Genomic DNA, 15,736 nt, shown 5'->3' with positions numbered 1-15,736 from the left:
CTCGCGGGATCGGCTTGCGGCGCGTGGCGGCCGCTTCATGGCGTTGCACGCCGTGCGTTACACGCCGTATCCAAACGTGTGCGTTTGGTATTGTTTTGATGCCCGAAGGCAATGGGATAGGAAGACTATACCCTCAAAAAAAACCTCGGTGTATACCGTGCGTCGAAAAAAATGACGATTGCAACGATAGTGAATAGATGAATAAGGAAAATGATTGGCAGATTATCAGCAAATATTATCGAATATTCAAAAATATCCAACATATTTGCTTATACGACATTACAAATCACTTAAGAGCTTGCCATAATGTCAGGACTGCCGCGCGTTAACCAGCAATTCTAGAAGATTGTTTGATTGATCGCAACATGTGTCGATCTGCTGACAAACTGATGACTTCTTTGTACAACTCAGCAGTTCAATTGAGCGCGGCCATTTACTCGCTTTTGATATCCTGATTCCATCTGGTGTCGTGGCGCGACCGTTTCCATATCGGGCCGCCTGAGCCGGACGCAAGCCGCAGTACCAACCATGCACGAGTAATGCACGAGTAATGCACGAGCAACACCACGAGGAACGGCCATGAAAAGATATGCACTGGCAGCAGCACTGGCGATCTGCCTCGGCAGTCCTGCGCAAGCTGCCATCATCGATCTCGCCACTACCAACAATGCCGTGGCACGCGTACAGCAACCGGTACGTAATTTGTCGGTCACCCAGCGCCAGGACATCGTGGCGCCGCCGGCGAACATGTCGGAGTTGCCGGAACCGGAAGTGTTCGCGATGATGTTGCTGGGCTTGATCCTGATCGGCTACAAGGCGGGGCGCGACAGCAGCGAGAAGTTCAAGTAGCCACGGCGGCGTTAGCGGGCGCCTTTGTTCTGGTCACCGGACAAAGGCGTTCAAGCGTCAGCGCACAGGGCGTGCAGCTTCAGCAGCGTATTCCAGTTGCGCGACGTGCCCCCATCCCCGAGTAGTTTCCCAAGAGAAGTAGCCGCAGCGCTCTCCAACATCCCTTCCGGACACCATACATAGGCCGCGCGCTCGCCCAGCACGAGCCGTTCGCAGCCCCACTCCTGGCTGTCGAGGGCGGCCAGCTTGTCGCGCTGTACCGCCGCACCCAGCAGGAACACGATCAGGCGTGCATGGTCGGTCGCCACGTCCAGCAGCGGGTTGCCGTCGACGACTGCCGTCAGCTCGTCGCGGTCCAGCACGAACACGCGCGCCGCCACGCCGAGCTTGAGCACCAGCGCTTCCTCGATCGCCCCGGCAGCCTCCTGCGCCGTGGCGTTGGGCGCCCGGAACACGAGGTTGCCGCTGTTGAGCACACTGCGCACGCCGGTATAGCCGAGGCCCTCGACCAGCACGCGCAGGTCGGCCATGGCGATCCGCTTGGCGCGTCCGACGTTAATCCCCCGTAGGAATGCGATGTAGCGCTGGCTGCTCATGGGCGCGATCCTAACCGAGCGCGTTTGGGCGTGGCGCAGCGCTCGCGCATCGTCCGCTCAGGCAAGCCCCTCGGCGCGCATCGCCTCCTGCACGGCCGGGATGGCGCCGACGCGGGCCTGGTAGGCCTGCAATGCCGGCCAGTCGTCCAGGCTGAACCTGGCGAACTGGGCCCAGTTCAGCACCGTAAACAGGTAGGCGTCGGCGATGCTGAACTGCCTGCCGTCCAGGAAGCTGCCGCCTTCCAGCTTGCCGGCCAGGTAGCCGAGCGGACGCGCCAGGGCGGCCCAGGCAGCGCTACGGCCTTCTTCGGTGCAGCCCGGGGTGAAAAGCGGCGTAAAGCGCTTGTGGAGCTCGGTGGCGATGTAGTTCAGCGACTCCATGAGCTGGTAGCGCTCGAAGCTGCCGAGGGGCGGTGCCAGGGTGGCGCCCGGCGCCTGGTCGGCGATGTACTGCAACAACACCGCGGCTTCGGTCAGCACCTTGCCATCGTCCAGCTGCAGGGCCGGGACCGAGCCCTTGTCGTTGATCTCGCGGAAATCGCCGCCGCCGGCGATGGCTTTGGTCTTGAGGCTCACGCGTTCGACCGAGAATGGCAGGCCGGCGGCGATCAGGGCGATGTGCGGGGCCAGCGAACAGGCGCCAGGGCTGACGTACAGTTTCATGCTTTTCCTTTGTGATGGAGCGACCGGGTCGCAGGATTGCAAGCGTACAACATTTCCCGCATCAGGCCGGACGCCACGCATCCGCGGGTGTAAGATCGCCCAGTACTGAATGGAAAGAAAGCGCGGAGGAACAATGAACGATCGCTATGAACTGCTGCCGCTGGCGCACCTGTATCCGGGCATGGTGCTCGCCGATGCGCTGCTCGATGCGCACGGCCAGGTGCTGCTGGCCGAAGGCGCGGTGCTGAGCGAGGCGACGATCGTGTCGCTGTCGCGGCATGGCATCGGCGCGGCACCGATCCGCCGCGCCCTCCCCTTGGCGCAGCCCGAGCCGGCCGCGCTCCAGGCGCGCCTCGACCACCTGTTCCGCCGCAACGAGCGCGACGACCATGCCGATTGGGCCACCGGCCTGCTGCGCCGCTACGTCGAAGATTACCGCCTGCGGCCCGAGGTGGCGCCATGAACGCGTTCCCGATCGACAGCGCCGACATCCTGGGCGGCGTCGACGACCTGCCCTCGCTGCCGGCCGTGGTGATGGAGCTGCTCGGCAGCATCGACCAGGAAGACATCGACATCGGCGTGCTGGCCAGGAAAGTGTCGAATGACCCGGCGCTGACCGCCAAGACCCTGCGCCTGGCCAATTCCTCGGCCTTCGGCCTGCAGGTCAAGGCCACCACCATCCAGCAGGCCATGACCTTCCTCGGCTTCGAGGCCACGCGCAACCTGATCACGACGGCCGCGCTGACCGGCTGCTTCCCGGCCGGCCGCTGCCCCGGCTTCAACGACAAGGGATTCTGGCGCCACTCGATTGCGAGCGCGGCCTGCGCACGTGCGCTGGCCCGCCGGGTACGCTTCAATATGGACTATGCCTTCACCGCCGGCCTGCTGCACGATATTGGCCGGCTGGTGCTGGTGGCGCGCTTCCCGGAACGCTACCAGGCAGTGCTGTCGCTGCGCGACAAGAACGATGGTGAACTGATCGAGGCCGAACGTGCCCTGCTGGGCGTGGACCACGTCGACGCCGGCGTGGCGCTGGCCGGACACTGGCATTTTTCCGACACCTTGCGCCAGGCAATCGCCTACCACCACACGCCCGAGGCGACCGGCGCAGGCTTCCTGGCGACGATCGTGCACGTGGCGAGCGCGGTCGTGCATGCGCTGGATCTGGCCGGCAATCCGGACGAGTTGGTGCCGCGCGTGTCCGCGGTGGCGTGGACGGCGCTGGGGCTGACGGAAGAAGCGTGGCTGCAGGTCTTCCATGAAACCGAGCTGCAGTACGAGGAAATGTCGGCCATCCTGATGGCCTGACGAAGGGAAAAACCAGCCGACCGACGCGGCACAGCGCTTTACGGCGCGGTGCCGCAGCCCGCTGGCGCCGAAGGCATGACAGGCGCGGCCGTCATGCCGACGGCATCAGTGAGCATAATTGCCGGTCGACGGATTTGCTTCGTTACCTTGCTGCTGCGGCTGCTGCTGCTGGGCCGCTGCGGCTGCGGCGGCTGCCTGGGCTGCCTTCTCTTCTGGCTTCGGGCGGCCCTGAGCGTCCGACAGGCGGTATTTGGTGCGGCGATCGCCCATCAGGTCGCGCAGGTCGCGGATGCTCATCCCCGTCACCTCGTGCATGCGGATCAGCAGTGAAGCGCCGACCGGCAGGCGGTGGTGGCGGATCTTGCTGATCACCGGCGGCGCAACTTCGAGCATGCGCGACAGGGCGGCGTCGTTCTTCAGCTGCATTTTACCCAGCAGGATGTCCAGCAGGTGATTCGGGTTGTAGCTTTCCTGCGAAGACAGAGCATGATGTTGTTGTGCCATGATGTTTACCTCTTCAGTTTGGTTAAAATAGTTCCCTTACGAACTTTTGTTAAAGACTACATTTCGTCAACATAAGTTCCCGGACTACCGTTCGGAAATTAAACAGGTCGAGCCTGAAGATTTCCTTAAGCAACGTACCGGATTGCCTACCCCCGCGTACCCTCTCCGCATGCGCACTTGTCTTTCAAACAAATTATCAGGCCCTTACGTGCACAGTACATCCGAGCGGCGCATGTGACTCATTGTCAGAAATCAAGCTATCGTGCGGAAAGCTTGTCACTCAGTCATTTCAGCACATGGGGATTATTTGTGGCGCACGCAAGAGATTTCTTTAATAAATTTTCCTAGTTAGAAGTTAGACCAAAGCCATTGATTTACAAGAAGAAAGAGTCGAATCTTTCATGACATTTTTTAATCGCCCGGCCCCACTTCTTAGTCATACCACATTTAACAATCTGAGCATGTTTGCAACGACCTTAAGTTAAGAAACGTATCGTTCCAGATGGCATGAAAATTCCATCGGGACCGGGCACGCGTTCGTCCTTCGTCGTATGCTGGGCCAGCCGGCGATTTACGGTAAACTGGCTACTTGTATTGCCACGGCATCAGCTCTTCTCACCCAGCACCCCATGCAGAAAAAAGTATTCATCAAGACCTTCGGCTGCCAAATGAACGAATACGATTCGGACAAGATGGCGGATGTCCTCGGCGCCTCCGATGGACTGGTTCGCACCGATTCGCCCGAAGACGCCGACGTCATCCTGCTCAACACCTGCTCGGTGCGCGAAAAAGCGCAAGAGAAGGTGTTTTCCGACCTGGGCCGCTTCAAGGCGCTCAAGCGCGCCAAGCCGGAACTGGTCATCGGCGTGGGCGGCTGCGTGGCCTCGCAAGAAGGGCAGGCCATCGTCAGGCGCGCGCCGCACGTCGATGTCGTGTTCGGCCCACAGACCCTGCACCGCCTGCCGCAGTTGATCCGCGAACGGCGCAGCAGCGGCGCGGCCCAGGTCGACATCAGCTTCCCGGAAATCGAAAAATTCGATCATCTGCCGCCCGCCAAGGTGGAGGGCGCGGTGGCCTATGTGTCGATCATGGAAGGCTGCAGCAAGTATTGCAGCTACTGCGTGGTGCCCTATACCCGCGGCGAGGAAGTCTCGCGGCCGTTCGAGGATGTGCTGACCGAATGCGCCGGCCTGGCCGCCCAGGGCGTGAAGGAAATCATGCTGCTGGGTCAGAACGTGAATGCTTTCCGCGGCGCAATGGCAAACGGCGAGATAGCTGATTTTGCCCTGCTGCTGGAATATATTGCCGACATCCCCGGCATCGCACGCCTGCGCTACGTCACCAGCCACCCGAAGGAGTTCACCCAGCGCCTGATCGACGCCTATGCGAAGATCCCGCAGCTGGTGAACCACATCTACCTGCCGGTGCAGCACGGTTCCGACCGCATCCTCGGCGCCATGAAGCGCGGCTACACCGCCCTCGAATACAAGTCGATCATCCGCCGCATCCGCGCGGTGCGGCCAGGCATGGCCTTCTCGTCCGACTTCATCGTCGGCTTCCCCGGCGAAACCGATGCCGATTTCGACGCCATGATGAAACTGGCCGAGGACGTCGGCTTCGACAACAGCTTCAGCTTCATCTTCAGCAAGCGCCCGGGCACCCCGGCCGCCAACCTCGAGGACGATACGCCGCACGAGGTCAAGCTGGCGCGCCTGCAGCGCCTGCAGGCCCTGATCGACGCCAATACCCGCAAATATAGTGCGGCCATGGTCGGCAGCGTCCAGCGCGTGCTGGTCGAAGGCCCTGCCAAGAAAGAACCGGGACAGCTTGCCGGCCGCACGGAAAACAACCGCGTGGTCATCTTCGCGCCCGATGTGACAGGATCGCATCTGGAACATTCTTTGGTGGGCCAGCTGGCCGATGTGCGCATCACCGCCAGCCACGACTACTTCCTTCGCGGCGAACTCGTCGCCAACCTTGAAACGATTGCCAAAGCCAGTTGAAAAACACCCCTACCCAGCCTTCGTACTTCATCCCCGAGCCGCTCGACAACACGCGGCTTGCCCACCTGTGCGGCCCGCTCGACGAAAACCTGCGCCAGATCTCGGCCGCGCTTGACGTCACCGTGTTCCGGCGCGGCGAGAAATTCATCGTCAGCGGCAGCAATGCCGAGCGCGCGGTGGAACTGCTGGAGCGCTTCTACGCGGTCGCCAACAAGGTGGTGCCGATCGAAGAAGTGCAGCTGGCCCTGGTGGAACAGCGTTCCGGCCTGAAGCCGCGTATCCCGGGCGAGCCTGGCGCGCAAGAGCAGGCGGCGAAGGAGGACAAGGACGGCAGCGAGGACGCTGCCAGCCAGCCGCCGTCTGACCTGGTCAGCCCCACCCTCAAGACCCGCCGCAGCGACCTGCGCGGCCGCACTCCGCACCAGATCCAGTACCTCAACTCCGTGCTCGAGCACGACATCAGCTTCGGCGTCGGCCCGGCCGGCACCGGCAAGACCTATCTCGCCGTCGCCTGCGCGGTGGACGCGCTGGAGCGCGACGCGGTCAAGCGCATCATCCTGACCCGCCCCGCAGTGGAGGCAGGCGAGCGCCTCGGCTTCCTGCCGGGCGACCTGAGCCAGAAAGTCGACCCCTACCTGCGCCCGCTGTACGACGCGCTGTACGACCTGCTCGGCTTCGACCGTACCCAGAAGCTGTTCGAGAAGCAGGTGATCGAGATCGCGCCGCTGGCCTACATGCGCGGGCGCACGCTGAACCACGCCTTCGTGATCCTGGACGAAGCCCAGAACACGACGGTCGAGCAGATGAAGATGTTCCTGACCCGCATCGGCTTCGGCAGCAAGGCCGTGATCACCGGCGACGTGACCCAGGTCGACCTGCACAAGTCGCAGCGTTCCGGCCTGGTGGACGCCATCCACGTGCTGAAGAACGTACGCGGCATCGCCTTCACCCATTTCGCGAGCGAGGATGTGGTGCGCCACCCGGTGGTGGCGCGCATTGTCGACGCCTACGAAAACAACGCCTCGATCGAGGAAGTGGCCTCCCTCCCCAAACCGATACCTACGAAAAATGCAAGAAAAAAAATATAAGCTCGACCTCGACGTCCAGTACGCCGATACCCGCCTCGAGCAGGAGATCACCGCAGCGATGCTGCAGCGCTGGGTCGAGGCGGCCCTGCTCGGCCCGGCCGAACTGGCGATCCGCTTCGTCGACGCGGACGAAGGACTGGCCCTGAACCGCCAGTACCGCGGCAAGGACTACGCCACCAACGTGCTCACCTTCGCCTACAACGAGGGCGAGGAACTGGGCGAGGACGACCCGACCCAGGCCGACATCATCCTGTGCACCGACGTCCTGCAGCGCGAAGCGCAGGAACAGGGCAAGACGGTCGAGGAACATGCGGCCCACCTGGTGGTGCACGGCGTGCTGCACGCCCAGGGCTACGACCACGAGCATGACGAGGAAGCCGACGAGATGGAGCAGTTCGAGCGCGACATCATGGAAGTGCTGGGTTACCCCGACCCATATTCCGACTGACTGCCTGGGCGGGAAGGTGTAAAACCGCTCCCGCAGTTTCCATACGTCAACATGCCGCCAACGGCGCGCATTGTGGGCCAACCGCCCTTTTGGTGTATCCTATACCCATCGCAACAACGGCTTCACGCCAACTATGCCCGAGTATCCCACTGACGTCCGATCGGACGCCAAACCCCACCGGTCGCTGTTCGAACGGCTGACCGCACTGATCTCCCCCGAGCCTGAAAACCGCGCAGAACTCCTCGAAGTCCTGCACGAAGCCCACGAACGCAAGCTGATCGACGCCGATGCACTCTCGATGATCGAGGGCGTGTTCCAGGTGTCCGACCTGTCCGTGCGCGACATCATGGTTCCGCGTTCGCAAATGGACGTGATCGACATTACCGACCCGATCGAGCAGTGGCTGCCGGTCGTGCTCGCTACCCAGCATTCGCGCTTCCCCGCCATCGAAGGCGAGCGCGACAAGGTGGCCGGCATCCTGCTGGCCAAGGATCTGCTGCGCTACTACGCCGAGGATTCCTTCGACGTGCGCAAGATGCTGCGCCCGGCGATCTTCATCCCGGAGTCGAAACGCCTGAACGTGCTGCTGCGCGACTTCCGCGCCAACCACAACCACATGGCCATCGTCGTCGATGAATACAGCGGCGTGGCCGGCCTGATCACCATCGAAGACGTGCTCGAGCAGATCGTCGGCGACATCGACGACGAGTACGACGTCGACGAGGACGAAGACAACGTCCTGTCGATCAAGGAAGGCCAGCTCGGCCCGCGCTGGCGCGTCAAGGCGCTGACCGAGATCGACCAGTTCAACGAAGAGGTCGGCGCCGACCTGCCGGACGATGAGGCCGACACCATCGGCGGCCTGGTCGCCAGCCACCTGGGGCGCATGCCGCACAAGGGCGAGGTGTTCGACCTCGAGAACCTGCGCTTCGAAGTGCTGCGCGCCGACGCGCGCCAGATCCACGTGCTGCTGGTCGAGAAGCTGCCATTCGCTGAAGACGACCACGACTGATGCTGCGCCGCCGTACCCAGCCGACCACCTCTCCCGATCCGAGCCTGCGCGGCGCCAGGCCTTCCCCGAAGGCGCTGGTGCTGATGGCGCTCGCCGGTTCAAGCAGCCTGCTGTCCTTCCAGCCGTTCGGCTGGTGGCCGGTGCAGTTCGTCAGCCTGGCCTGGTTCTTCTACCAGGTCGGCATGGCGACCTCGCCGCGCCGCGGCGCCTGGCTCGGCTGGGCGTTCGGCTTCGGCTGGTCGGTGGCCGGCATGCACTGGCTGTACATCGCCGTCACCCGCTTCGGCGGCCTGCCCGCCATCCTCGGCGCCATCGCCATCGCCCTGCTCGGCCTGTACATGGGCCTGTTCGGCGCCTTTGCCGGCGGCCTCGCCAGCTGGCTGCGCCGCAAGTGGTCGCTGCCGGTAAGCGCCTTCGTGCTGCTGGTGCTGCCCGCGGTATGGGGGGTGTCGGAATGGATGCGCGGCTGGGTCTTTACCGGCTTTCCGTGGGCGGCCTCCGGCTATGCCCACAACGTGTCTCCTCTTGCCGGGTTTGCTCCCCTTGTCGGCGTGTATGGCCTGGGCGTGCTGGCCGCCGTCTGCGCCGGCTGCCTGGTGATGCTGACCCAGCGCGCGCGCTGGCCGGCGCTGTCGCTGTTCGCCGCCGTCATGATGGGCGGCTTCACCCTGAAGTTCGTCGACTGGACCCGGGAAGTCGGCCAGCCGCTCACGGTGCGCCTGCTGCAGGGCGATGTGAAGCAGGACCAGAAATTCGACGCCGCCTATTTACACGAGATCATCGGGCGCTACCAGGGCATGATCACGGCCGCGCCCGCCGACCTGATCGCCACGCCCGAGACCGCGATTCCGGTCGCGCCGCAGCAGCTGCCCGACGGCTACCTGGCCGCCCTGCGGTCCTACGCCGTGCAGACGCGCAGCCACCTGATGCTCGGCATTCCGATGATGGACAGCCCGACGCGCTACGGCAACAGCGTCATCGCCTTCGGCCCGGGCTCCCAGCCCTACCGCTACGACAAGCATCACCTGGTCCCCTTCGGCGAATTCATCCCGCCCGGCTTCCGCTGGTTCACCGACCTGATGCACATTCCGCTGGGCGACCAGACCCGCGGCCCGGCGCTGCAGGCGGCCTTCCCGGTCAAGGACCAGCTGGTGCTGCCGAATATCTGCTACGAGGACGCCTTCGGCGAAGAGATCGCGGCCCAGCTGCGCAAGGCCGCGAAGCCGGCGACGCTGCTGCTGAACGTGTCGAACCTGGCCTGGTACGGCGAATCGGTGGCGATCCCGCAGCACCTGCAGATCTCGCAGATGCGCTCGATCGAGACCGGCCGTCCGATGCTGCGCTCGACCAACAACGGCGCCACCGCCATCATCGACGGCCGCGGCAATGTGGTGCAGCGCCTGCCCTTCTACGAACGCGGCGTGCTGACGGCCACGGTGCGCGGTACCGAGGGGCTGACGCCCTACGTCCGCGTTGGCAACCTGGCGTTCCTGCTGCTGGGTGGGCTGATGCTGCTGGGCGCATGGTTCGCCGGCAGGCACTACCGGCAGAGCAATTCGTAGGGTGGGCGGGTCTCCCGCCCACGCGTTCAGCCAGTGCATGAGTGACCACAATGCATCCTTGAGTTGTTCAGCCATTGCATGAGTGACCACAATGCATCCTTGAGTTGTTCAGCCATTGCATGAGTGACCACAATGCATCCTTGAGTTGAACGCGTGGGCAGGGAACCTGCCCACCCTACAAAATCCGGTCAATTCTTACTGCTGAGTTGAATCGCCCCCCAGAGTTTCGGTAAAACTTAGTAGAATTGGTCATTTGGCAAATTACCGTGACCGCGCCCCACTGCGCGCCGCACCCCATCACATGCTCACATTCCAACAAATCATCCTTACCCTGCAGACCTACTGGGACAAGCAGGGTTGCGCACTGCTGCAGCCGTACGACATGGAAGTCGGCGCGGGCACCTTCCACACCGGTACCTTCCTGCGTGCGATCGGCCCGGAGCCGTGGCGCGCAGCCTACGTGCAGCCGTCGCGCCGCCCGAAGGACGGCCGCTACGGCGAGAACCCGAACCGCCTGCAGCACTACTACCAGTACCAGGTGGTGCTCAAGCCCGCACCGGAAAACATCCTCGACCTCTACCTCGGTTCGCTCGAGGCGCTGGGCCTGGACCTGAAGAAGAACGACGTGCGTTTCGTGGAGGACGACTGGGAAAGCCCGACCCTGGGCGCCTGGGGCCTGGGCTGGGAAGTCTGGCTGAACGGCATGGAAGTCACCCAGTTCACCTACTTCCAGCAGGTCGGCGGCCTCGATTGCAAGCCGGTGCTGGGCGAGATCACCTACGGCATCGAGCGCCTGGCCATGTACCTGCAGGGCGTCGAGAACGTGTACGACCTGGTGTGGACCGAGTGGGAAGAAAACGGCATAAGGAAGACGCTCAGCTACGGCGACGTGTTCCACCAGAACGAGGTCGAACAGTCGACCTACAACTTCGAGCACGCCAACACCGAACTGCTGTTCCAGGCCTTCGCCAACCACGAGGCCGAGGCCAAGCGCCTGGTCGAGCTGCAGCTGACGCTGCCGGCCTACGAGCAGATCATGAAGGCTTCGCACAGCTTCAACATGCTGGATGCGCGCGGCGCCATTTCCGTGACCGAGCGCGCCGCCTACATCGGCCGCGTGCGCACGCTGTCGCGCCTGGTGGCGCAGGCTTACTACGACTCGCGCGAGAAGCTCGGCTTCCCGATGCTGGGGGCCACCCAGGCCCGGCCTGACGTCAAGAACGCAGCCTGATAGATAAGAACAGAATATGAACCAGACTCTCCTCGTCGAAATCCAGACCGAAGAACTGCCGCCGAAAGCGCTCGTCAAGCTCGGCGCCGCCTTTGCCAACGGCATCGCCAACGGCCTGAAGGCACGCGACTTCCTTGAGGCGGACAGTACCGTCACGCCGCACGCCACCCCGCGCCGCCTGGCCGTCACGATCACCAATGTGCGCGGCACCTCGCCCGATAAATCGATCCGCGAAAAGATCCTGCCGGTCTCCGTCGCGCTGGACAAGGACGGCAACCCATCCGCGCCGCTGGCCAAGAAGCTGGCCGCGCTGGGCTTCCCCGACCTGAAAGTGTCCGATCTCGAACGCGCCCAGGACGGCAAGGCCGAATCCTTCTTCTACACCTACACCGCGAGCGGCAGCGCGCTCGCCGGCGCCCTGCAGGACGTCCTGCAGGAGACCGTCGCCAAGCTGCCGATCCCGAAGGTCATGAGCTACCAGCGGCCAAGCGGCGACACGGTGCAGTTCGTGCGCCCGGTGCACCTCCTGGTCGCCCTGCACGGCGACCAGGTGCTGCCGCTCACCCTGCTGGGCCTCGAGGCCGGCCGCCAGACCATGGGCCATCGCTTCCTGTCGCACGGCGGCGAGATCACCGTTCCGCACGCCGACCAGTACGCAAGCGTGCTGGAAAGCGAAGGCAAAGTCCTGTCGAGCGCCGAGGCGCGCAAGGAAAGCATCCGCGCTCAACTGCTGGAAAAAGCTGCCGGCGACCAGGTCCTGATGCCGGAAGCGCTGCTTGACGAGGTGGCCGCGCTGGTCGAATGGCCGGTGGTGTACGAATGCCGTTTCGAGGACGAATTCCTCGCGGTGCCGCAGGAATGCCTGATCCTGACGATGCAGACCAACCAGAAATACTTCGCGCTGACCGACAGCACGGGCAAGCTGCGCTCGCGCTTCCTGATCGTGTCGAATATCGCAACGAGCGACCCGACGGCCATCGTCGGCGGCAACGAGCGCGTGGTGCGCCCGCGCCTGTCGGACGCCAAGTTCTTCTTCGAGCAGGACAAGAAAAAGACGCTGGAGTCGCGCCTGCCGCAGCTCTCGAACGTGGTCTACCACAACAAGCTGGGCACCCAGGCCGAGCGTACCGAGCGCGTGACGAAGCTGGCCACCAGCATCGCCAAGCGCCTCGGCTTCGACGAGGCGTTGGCCGAGCGCGGCGCGCGCCTGGCCAAGGCCGACCTGCTGACCGACATGGTGGGCGAATTCCCCGAGCTGCAGGGCATCATGGGCACGTATTACGCGCGCCACGACGGCGAGCACGAGGAAGTGGCCAAGGCCGCCTCCGAGCACTACCAGCCGCGCTTCGCGGGCGACCTTCTTCCCTCGACCAACACCGGTCTCGCGGTCGCGCTGGCCGACAAGCTGGAAACCCTGGTCGGCATCTGGGCCATCGGCCTGCAGCCGACCGGCGAGAAAGACCCGTTCGCGTTGCGCCGCCACGCGCTGGGCGTGATGCGCATGCTGGTCGAAAAGCGCCTGCCGCTCGCGCTGTCGGAGCTGCTGGGCGATGCCGCAGCCGTCTTTGAAGGCCAGGCCGCATTCAAGGATCCGCGTGCGGAGGTGACGGCCTTCATGCTGGACCGCCTGCGCGGCATGCTGCGCGAGCGCGGCTTCTCGCCGAACGAGGTGGAAGCCGTGCTGGCCCAGAACCCGGACCGCGTCGACGACGTCATCCAGCGCCTGGAAGCGGTGCAGGCCTTCGCCGCCCTGCCGGAGTCGAGCTCGCTGGCCGCCGCCAACAAGCGCATCACCAACATCCTCAAGAAGAACGAGGAAGCGATGCCGCAGGACGCGTCGGTCACGCAGGCGCTGCTGGTCGAGCCGGCGGAAAGCGCGCTGGCCGCGAAGATGACCACGCTGGAAGGCGACGTCGCCAGCGCCTTCGGGCAAAGCGATTTCACCGGCGCCCTCAGGACGCTGGCGCTGATGAAGGATGAAGTCGACGCCTTCTTCAACGACGTGATGGTGATGGCCGACGATGTCGCCCTGCGCAACAACCGCCTGGCGCTGTTGTCGCAACTGCACCGCATGATGAACCGCGTGGCGGATATCTCGAAGCTTGCTGCTTAAGGTTTTTCCATGAAACTCATCATCCTCGACCGGGATGGGGTCATCAACCACGATTCGCCGGACTTCATCAAGAGCCCGGCGGAGTGGATTCCCATACCCGGCTCGCTGGAAGCGATCGCCCGCCTGAACCAGGCGGGTTACCGGGTCGTGATCGCATCGAACCAGTCGGGCATTGCGCGCGAACTGTTCGACATCACGACCCTGAACGCGATCCACCAGAAACTGCACGCCAGCGCCCAGCTGGTCGGCGCCGACATCGACGCCATCTTCTTCTGCCCGCACGCGGCGGTCGACAACTGCGACTGCCGCAAGCCCAAGGCCGGCATGTTCGAAGAGATCAGCAAGCGCTTCAAGCTGAGCCTCAAGGGCGTGCCGACCGTCGGCGACTCGCTGCGCGACCTGCAGGCCGGATTCAAGATGGGCTGCGTGCCCTACCTGGTCCTGACCGGCAAGGGCGAAAAGACCCAGCAGACCGGCGGCCTGCCGCCGGGCACCCAGGTGTTCCCCGACCTCGCGTCGATGGTGAACGCCTTCCTCAAGGCCGCGACACAGCGGCCAGATTAAAAAAAACAGATCCAGAACCAGCCCTTTGTCCGGAGCCCCTTTGCGTAACTTCAGTCTGTTCCTGCGTTCCCTGCTCTTCAAGATCGTCATGATCGTGGCCACCGTCGTGTGGGCCTGCGTATGCTTCCTGGCGGCGCCGCTGCCCTACAACAAGCGCTTCTGGGTGACCTCGCGCTGGAACGTCTTCATCATCTGGTGCGCGAAAGTCATCTGCGGCATCCGCTACGAATTCAAGGGCTACGAGAACCTGCCGGACGCGCCGGCGATCATCCTGTCGAAGCACCAGTCGGCGTGGGAGACCATTTTCCTTCTGCCGAACCTCACGCGGCCGCTGGTCTACGTCTTCAAGAAGGAGATCCTCTACATCCCCTTCTTCGGCTGGGGCATGGCGCTGCTGCGCATGATCCCGATCGACCGCTCGCAGGGCAAGAACGCGTTCGCCCAGGTGGTCAGGCACGGCCGCCGCCGGCTCGCGGATGGCCAGTGGATCATCATGTTCCCCGAAGGGACCCGCATCCCGGTCGGCCAGAAAGGCAGGTACAAGAGCGGCGGTACCCGACTGGCTGTCGAAACCCAAACCGTGGTCGTGCCGATCGCGCATAATTCAGGTGAGTGCTGGCCGAAGAATTCGTTCATCAAGCGCCCCGGCCTGATCACTGTCTCGATCGGCAAACCGATTTCGCCGGACAATCACACCCCCGACAGCATGATGCAAGAGGTCGAAAATTGGATAGAATCCGAAATGCGCGTTATCTCGCCCCACGTCTACAGAGGTGGCTGAGCGACGTCAGCGCACAGCTCAGGAATTCAAGGCCGCAGCAACTCATGACCTCCAGGATCGACGAAAACCAGCTGGAACTGTTTGCACAAGAATTCTTCGCGGCGCTGAAGCCTTCGGATAAAGCGGCGGCGCCCTCGCAGCCGCTGTTCAAGACGCCGCCGCCGGCGCCGCGCCACCTGCTTCCTTCCCCGCCCGTGGGCATGGACGATCCGCCGCTCCTGCGCATCGTCCTCGGGCCCCACACCGTCGATTACGCCCTGCGCCGCTCGACACGCCGCTCGATCGGCTTCATGATCGACGACGACGGCCTGCGCGTCACCGCGCCGCGCCGCTGCTCCCAGCTTGACATCGACAATGCGATCCGCGCCAAGCAGCGCTGGATCCTCACCAAGCTGCTCGAACGCGGCGAGCGCCGCGCCCAGCGCCAGGACCGTCCCCCGGTCGAATGGAAGGATGGCGCCCGCCTGCCCTACCTGGGCAGCGAGATCACGCTGCGCCTGGAAGAAGCGGCGCGCAGCCACTGCCAGTACGACGCCGCCAGCCGCGAGCTGTGGATCGGGGTCGTGCCGGGATTGTCCGAATGGCAGCTGAAGGAACGCGTCAAGCTGTGGTTCCAGGCCGAGGCCAAGCGCCTGTTCGGCGAGCGCCTGCAGTGGTTCGCGCCGCAGCTGGGCGTCAGCTACAAGGCCTTTGCGCTGTCGTCGGCGGGCACGCGCTGGGGTTCGTGCACGATCGAAGGAAATATCCGGCTGAACTGGCGCCTGATCCACTATCCGCCATCGCTGGTCGATTACGTCGTGGTGCACGAACTGGCGCACCTGCGCGAAATGAACCACAGTCCGGCATTCTGGGCGACGGTGGGCGAAGTGTATCCGGATTACGACGGGGCGCGGCTGGCGCTGAAGAAGCGCTCGCATGAGATGCCCGTACTATTTGCCGATTGATTTTGTAGGGTGGGCAGGTTCCCTGCCCACGCGTTCAGATTCGGTATGAATTGACGCTAAGCGATTGTGC

At 63.7% G+C, this 15,736-nt stretch carries 16 protein-coding genes; 13 read left to right on the top strand and 3 right to left on the bottom strand.

Annotated features, from left to right (window positions below; translation table 11 throughout):
* The first annotated feature begins 579 nt into the window (after nucleotides 1-579).
* A complete protein-coding gene (locus AC56LU_RS05740) occupies nucleotides 580-849 on the top strand; it encodes a hypothetical protein (protein WP_497174645.1) in 270 nt (89 codons plus the stop codon).
* A 50-nt stretch (nucleotides 850-899) separates the two neighbouring features.
* On the opposite strand, the gene AC56LU_RS05735 is transcribed toward AC56LU_RS05740, so the two are convergent.
* Nucleotides 900-1,445 (bottom strand): DUF1697 domain-containing protein, encoded by a 546-nt coding sequence (locus AC56LU_RS05735; protein ID WP_497174644.1) that lies wholly within the window; start codon nucleotides 1,443-1,445, stop codon nucleotides 900-902.
* Between the two features lie 57 nt (nucleotides 1,446-1,502).
* Nucleotides 1,503-2,108: a glutathione transferase GstA gene (gene gstA / locus AC56LU_RS05730; RefSeq protein ID WP_497174643.1), complete on the bottom strand. Its 606-nt coding sequence runs from the start codon at nucleotides 2,106-2,108 to the stop codon at nucleotides 1,503-1,505.
* Between the two features lie 133 nt (nucleotides 2,109-2,241).
* On the opposite strand from gstA, the gene AC56LU_RS05725 reads away from it, so the two are divergent.
* Both AC56LU_RS05725 and AC56LU_RS05720 read left to right on the top strand, forming a co-directional pair.
* The gene (locus tag AC56LU_RS05725; protein ID WP_497174642.1) at nucleotides 2,242-2,571 is read left to right on the top strand and encodes a hypothetical protein; all 330 of its coding nucleotides are present in this window, start codon (nucleotides 2,242-2,244) and stop codon (nucleotides 2,569-2,571) included.
* Nucleotides 2,568-3,416 (top strand): HDOD domain-containing protein, encoded by an 849-nt coding sequence (locus tag AC56LU_RS05720; protein ID WP_497174641.1) that lies wholly within the window; start codon nucleotides 2,568-2,570, stop codon nucleotides 3,414-3,416. The genes AC56LU_RS05725 and AC56LU_RS05720 overlap by 4 nt, the downstream gene beginning before the upstream one ends.
* A gap of 105 nt (nucleotides 3,417-3,521) precedes the next feature.
* Here AC56LU_RS05720 and AC56LU_RS05715 read toward each other — a convergent pair whose 3' ends face one another.
* On the bottom strand, nucleotides 3,522-3,920 hold the full coding sequence (locus AC56LU_RS05715) for a hypothetical protein (protein WP_497174640.1): 399 nt from the start codon (nucleotides 3,918-3,920) through the stop codon (nucleotides 3,522-3,524).
* 629 nt (nucleotides 3,921-4,549) lie between these two features.
* Between AC56LU_RS05715 and miaB the strand changes: the two genes are divergently transcribed.
* The 10 genes from miaB to AC56LU_RS05665 all read left to right on the top strand — a co-directional run bounded on the left by miaB (nucleotide 4,550) and on the right by AC56LU_RS05665 (nucleotide 15,666).
* Nucleotides 4,550-5,923 (top strand): tRNA (N6-isopentenyl adenosine(37)-C2)-methylthiotransferase MiaB, encoded by a 1,374-nt coding sequence (miaB, locus tag AC56LU_RS05710; RefSeq protein ID WP_497174639.1) that lies wholly within the window; start codon nucleotides 4,550-4,552, stop codon nucleotides 5,921-5,923.
* Nucleotides 5,920-7,011 (top strand): PhoH family protein, encoded by a 1,092-nt coding sequence (locus AC56LU_RS05705; RefSeq protein ID WP_497174638.1) that lies wholly within the window; start codon nucleotides 5,920-5,922, stop codon nucleotides 7,009-7,011. Before miaB ends, AC56LU_RS05705 begins: the two co-directional genes overlap by 4 nt.
* Nucleotides 6,992-7,459 carry an rRNA maturation RNase YbeY gene (gene ybeY / locus AC56LU_RS05700; RefSeq protein WP_497174637.1) on the top strand — a complete coding sequence of 156 codons (468 nt, stop codon included), beginning with the start codon at nucleotides 6,992-6,994 and terminating at the stop codon, nucleotides 7,457-7,459. Before AC56LU_RS05705 ends, ybeY begins: the two co-directional genes overlap by 20 nt.
* 133 nt (nucleotides 7,460-7,592) lie before the next feature.
* Nucleotides 7,593-8,471, top strand: coding sequence for a CorC family transporter (locus AC56LU_RS05695; RefSeq protein ID WP_497174636.1), 879 nt, complete (start codon nucleotides 7,593-7,595; stop codon nucleotides 8,469-8,471).
* Nucleotides 8,471-10,033: an apolipoprotein N-acyltransferase gene (gene lnt, locus AC56LU_RS05690; protein ID WP_497174635.1), complete on the top strand. Its 1,563-nt coding sequence runs from the start codon at nucleotides 8,471-8,473 to the stop codon at nucleotides 10,031-10,033. Before AC56LU_RS05695 ends, lnt begins: the two co-directional genes overlap by 1 nt.
* A gap of 301 nt (nucleotides 10,034-10,334) precedes the next feature.
* On the top strand, nucleotides 10,335-11,264 hold the full coding sequence (glyQ, locus tag AC56LU_RS05685; protein WP_497174634.1) for a glycine--tRNA ligase subunit alpha: 930 nt from the start codon (nucleotides 10,335-10,337) through the stop codon (nucleotides 11,262-11,264).
* 16 nt (nucleotides 11,265-11,280) lie between these two features.
* Nucleotides 11,281-13,377 (top strand): glycine--tRNA ligase subunit beta, encoded by a 2,097-nt coding sequence (gene glyS / locus AC56LU_RS05680; protein ID WP_497174633.1) that lies wholly within the window; start codon nucleotides 11,281-11,283, stop codon nucleotides 13,375-13,377.
* A 9-nt stretch (nucleotides 13,378-13,386) separates the two neighbouring features.
* Nucleotides 13,387-13,941 carry a D-glycero-beta-D-manno-heptose 1,7-bisphosphate 7-phosphatase gene (gmhB, locus tag AC56LU_RS05675; RefSeq protein ID WP_497174632.1) on the top strand — a complete coding sequence of 185 codons (555 nt, stop codon included), beginning with the start codon at nucleotides 13,387-13,389 and terminating at the stop codon, nucleotides 13,939-13,941.
* Between the two features lie 40 nt (nucleotides 13,942-13,981).
* Complete coding sequence (locus AC56LU_RS05670; protein ID WP_497174631.1) at nucleotides 13,982-14,722, top strand: lysophospholipid acyltransferase family protein; 741 nt, start codon at nucleotides 13,982-13,984, stop codon at nucleotides 14,720-14,722.
* Between the two features lie 44 nt (nucleotides 14,723-14,766).
* Entirely contained in the window at nucleotides 14,767-15,666 is a 900-nt protein-coding gene (locus tag AC56LU_RS05665; protein ID WP_497174630.1) for a M48 family metallopeptidase, read from the top strand.
* Nucleotides 15,667-15,736 lie beyond the last annotated feature (70 nt).

This window comes from Telluria sp. PB2R4 (genome assembly GCF_059685695.1).
This window is presented reverse-complemented; position numbering and strand designations above follow the sequence as displayed.

Bases quoted from the DNA above. Each gene is read 5' to 3' on its own strand.
- AC56LU_RS05695 (WP_497174636.1), top strand. From the start codon at position 7,593: ATGCCCGAGTATCCCACTGACGTCCGATCGGACGCCAAACCCCACCGG.
- AC56LU_RS05735 (WP_497174644.1), bottom strand. From the start codon at position 1,445: ATGAGCAGCCAGCGCTACATCGCATTCCTACGGGGGATTAACGTCGGA.
- lnt (WP_497174635.1), top strand. From the start codon at position 8,471: ATGCTGCGCCGCCGTACCCAGCCGACCACCTCTCCCGATCCGAGCCTG.
- ybeY (WP_497174637.1), top strand. From the start codon at position 6,992: ATGCAAGAAAAAAAATATAAGCTCGACCTCGACGTCCAGTACGCCGAT.
- glyQ (WP_497174634.1), top strand. From the start codon at position 10,335: ATGCTCACATTCCAACAAATCATCCTTACCCTGCAGACCTACTGGGAC.
- gstA (WP_497174643.1), bottom strand. From the start codon at position 2,108: ATGAAACTGTACGTCAGCCCTGGCGCCTGTTCGCTGGCCCCGCACATC.
- AC56LU_RS05740 (WP_497174645.1), top strand. From the start codon at position 580: ATGAAAAGATATGCACTGGCAGCAGCACTGGCGATCTGCCTCGGCAGT.
- miaB (WP_497174639.1), top strand. From the start codon at position 4,550: ATGCAGAAAAAAGTATTCATCAAGACCTTCGGCTGCCAAATGAACGAA.
- AC56LU_RS05715 (WP_497174640.1), bottom strand. From the start codon at position 3,920: ATGGCACAACAACATCATGCTCTGTCTTCGCAGGAAAGCTACAACCCG.
- gmhB (WP_497174632.1), top strand. From the start codon at position 13,387: ATGAAACTCATCATCCTCGACCGGGATGGGGTCATCAACCACGATTCG.
- AC56LU_RS05725 (WP_497174642.1), top strand. From the start codon at position 2,242: ATGAACGATCGCTATGAACTGCTGCCGCTGGCGCACCTGTATCCGGGC.
- AC56LU_RS05665 (WP_497174630.1), top strand. From the start codon at position 14,767: ATGACCTCCAGGATCGACGAAAACCAGCTGGAACTGTTTGCACAAGAA.
- glyS (WP_497174633.1), top strand. From the start codon at position 11,281: ATGAACCAGACTCTCCTCGTCGAAATCCAGACCGAAGAACTGCCGCCG.
- AC56LU_RS05720 (WP_497174641.1), top strand. From the start codon at position 2,568: ATGAACGCGTTCCCGATCGACAGCGCCGACATCCTGGGCGGCGTCGAC.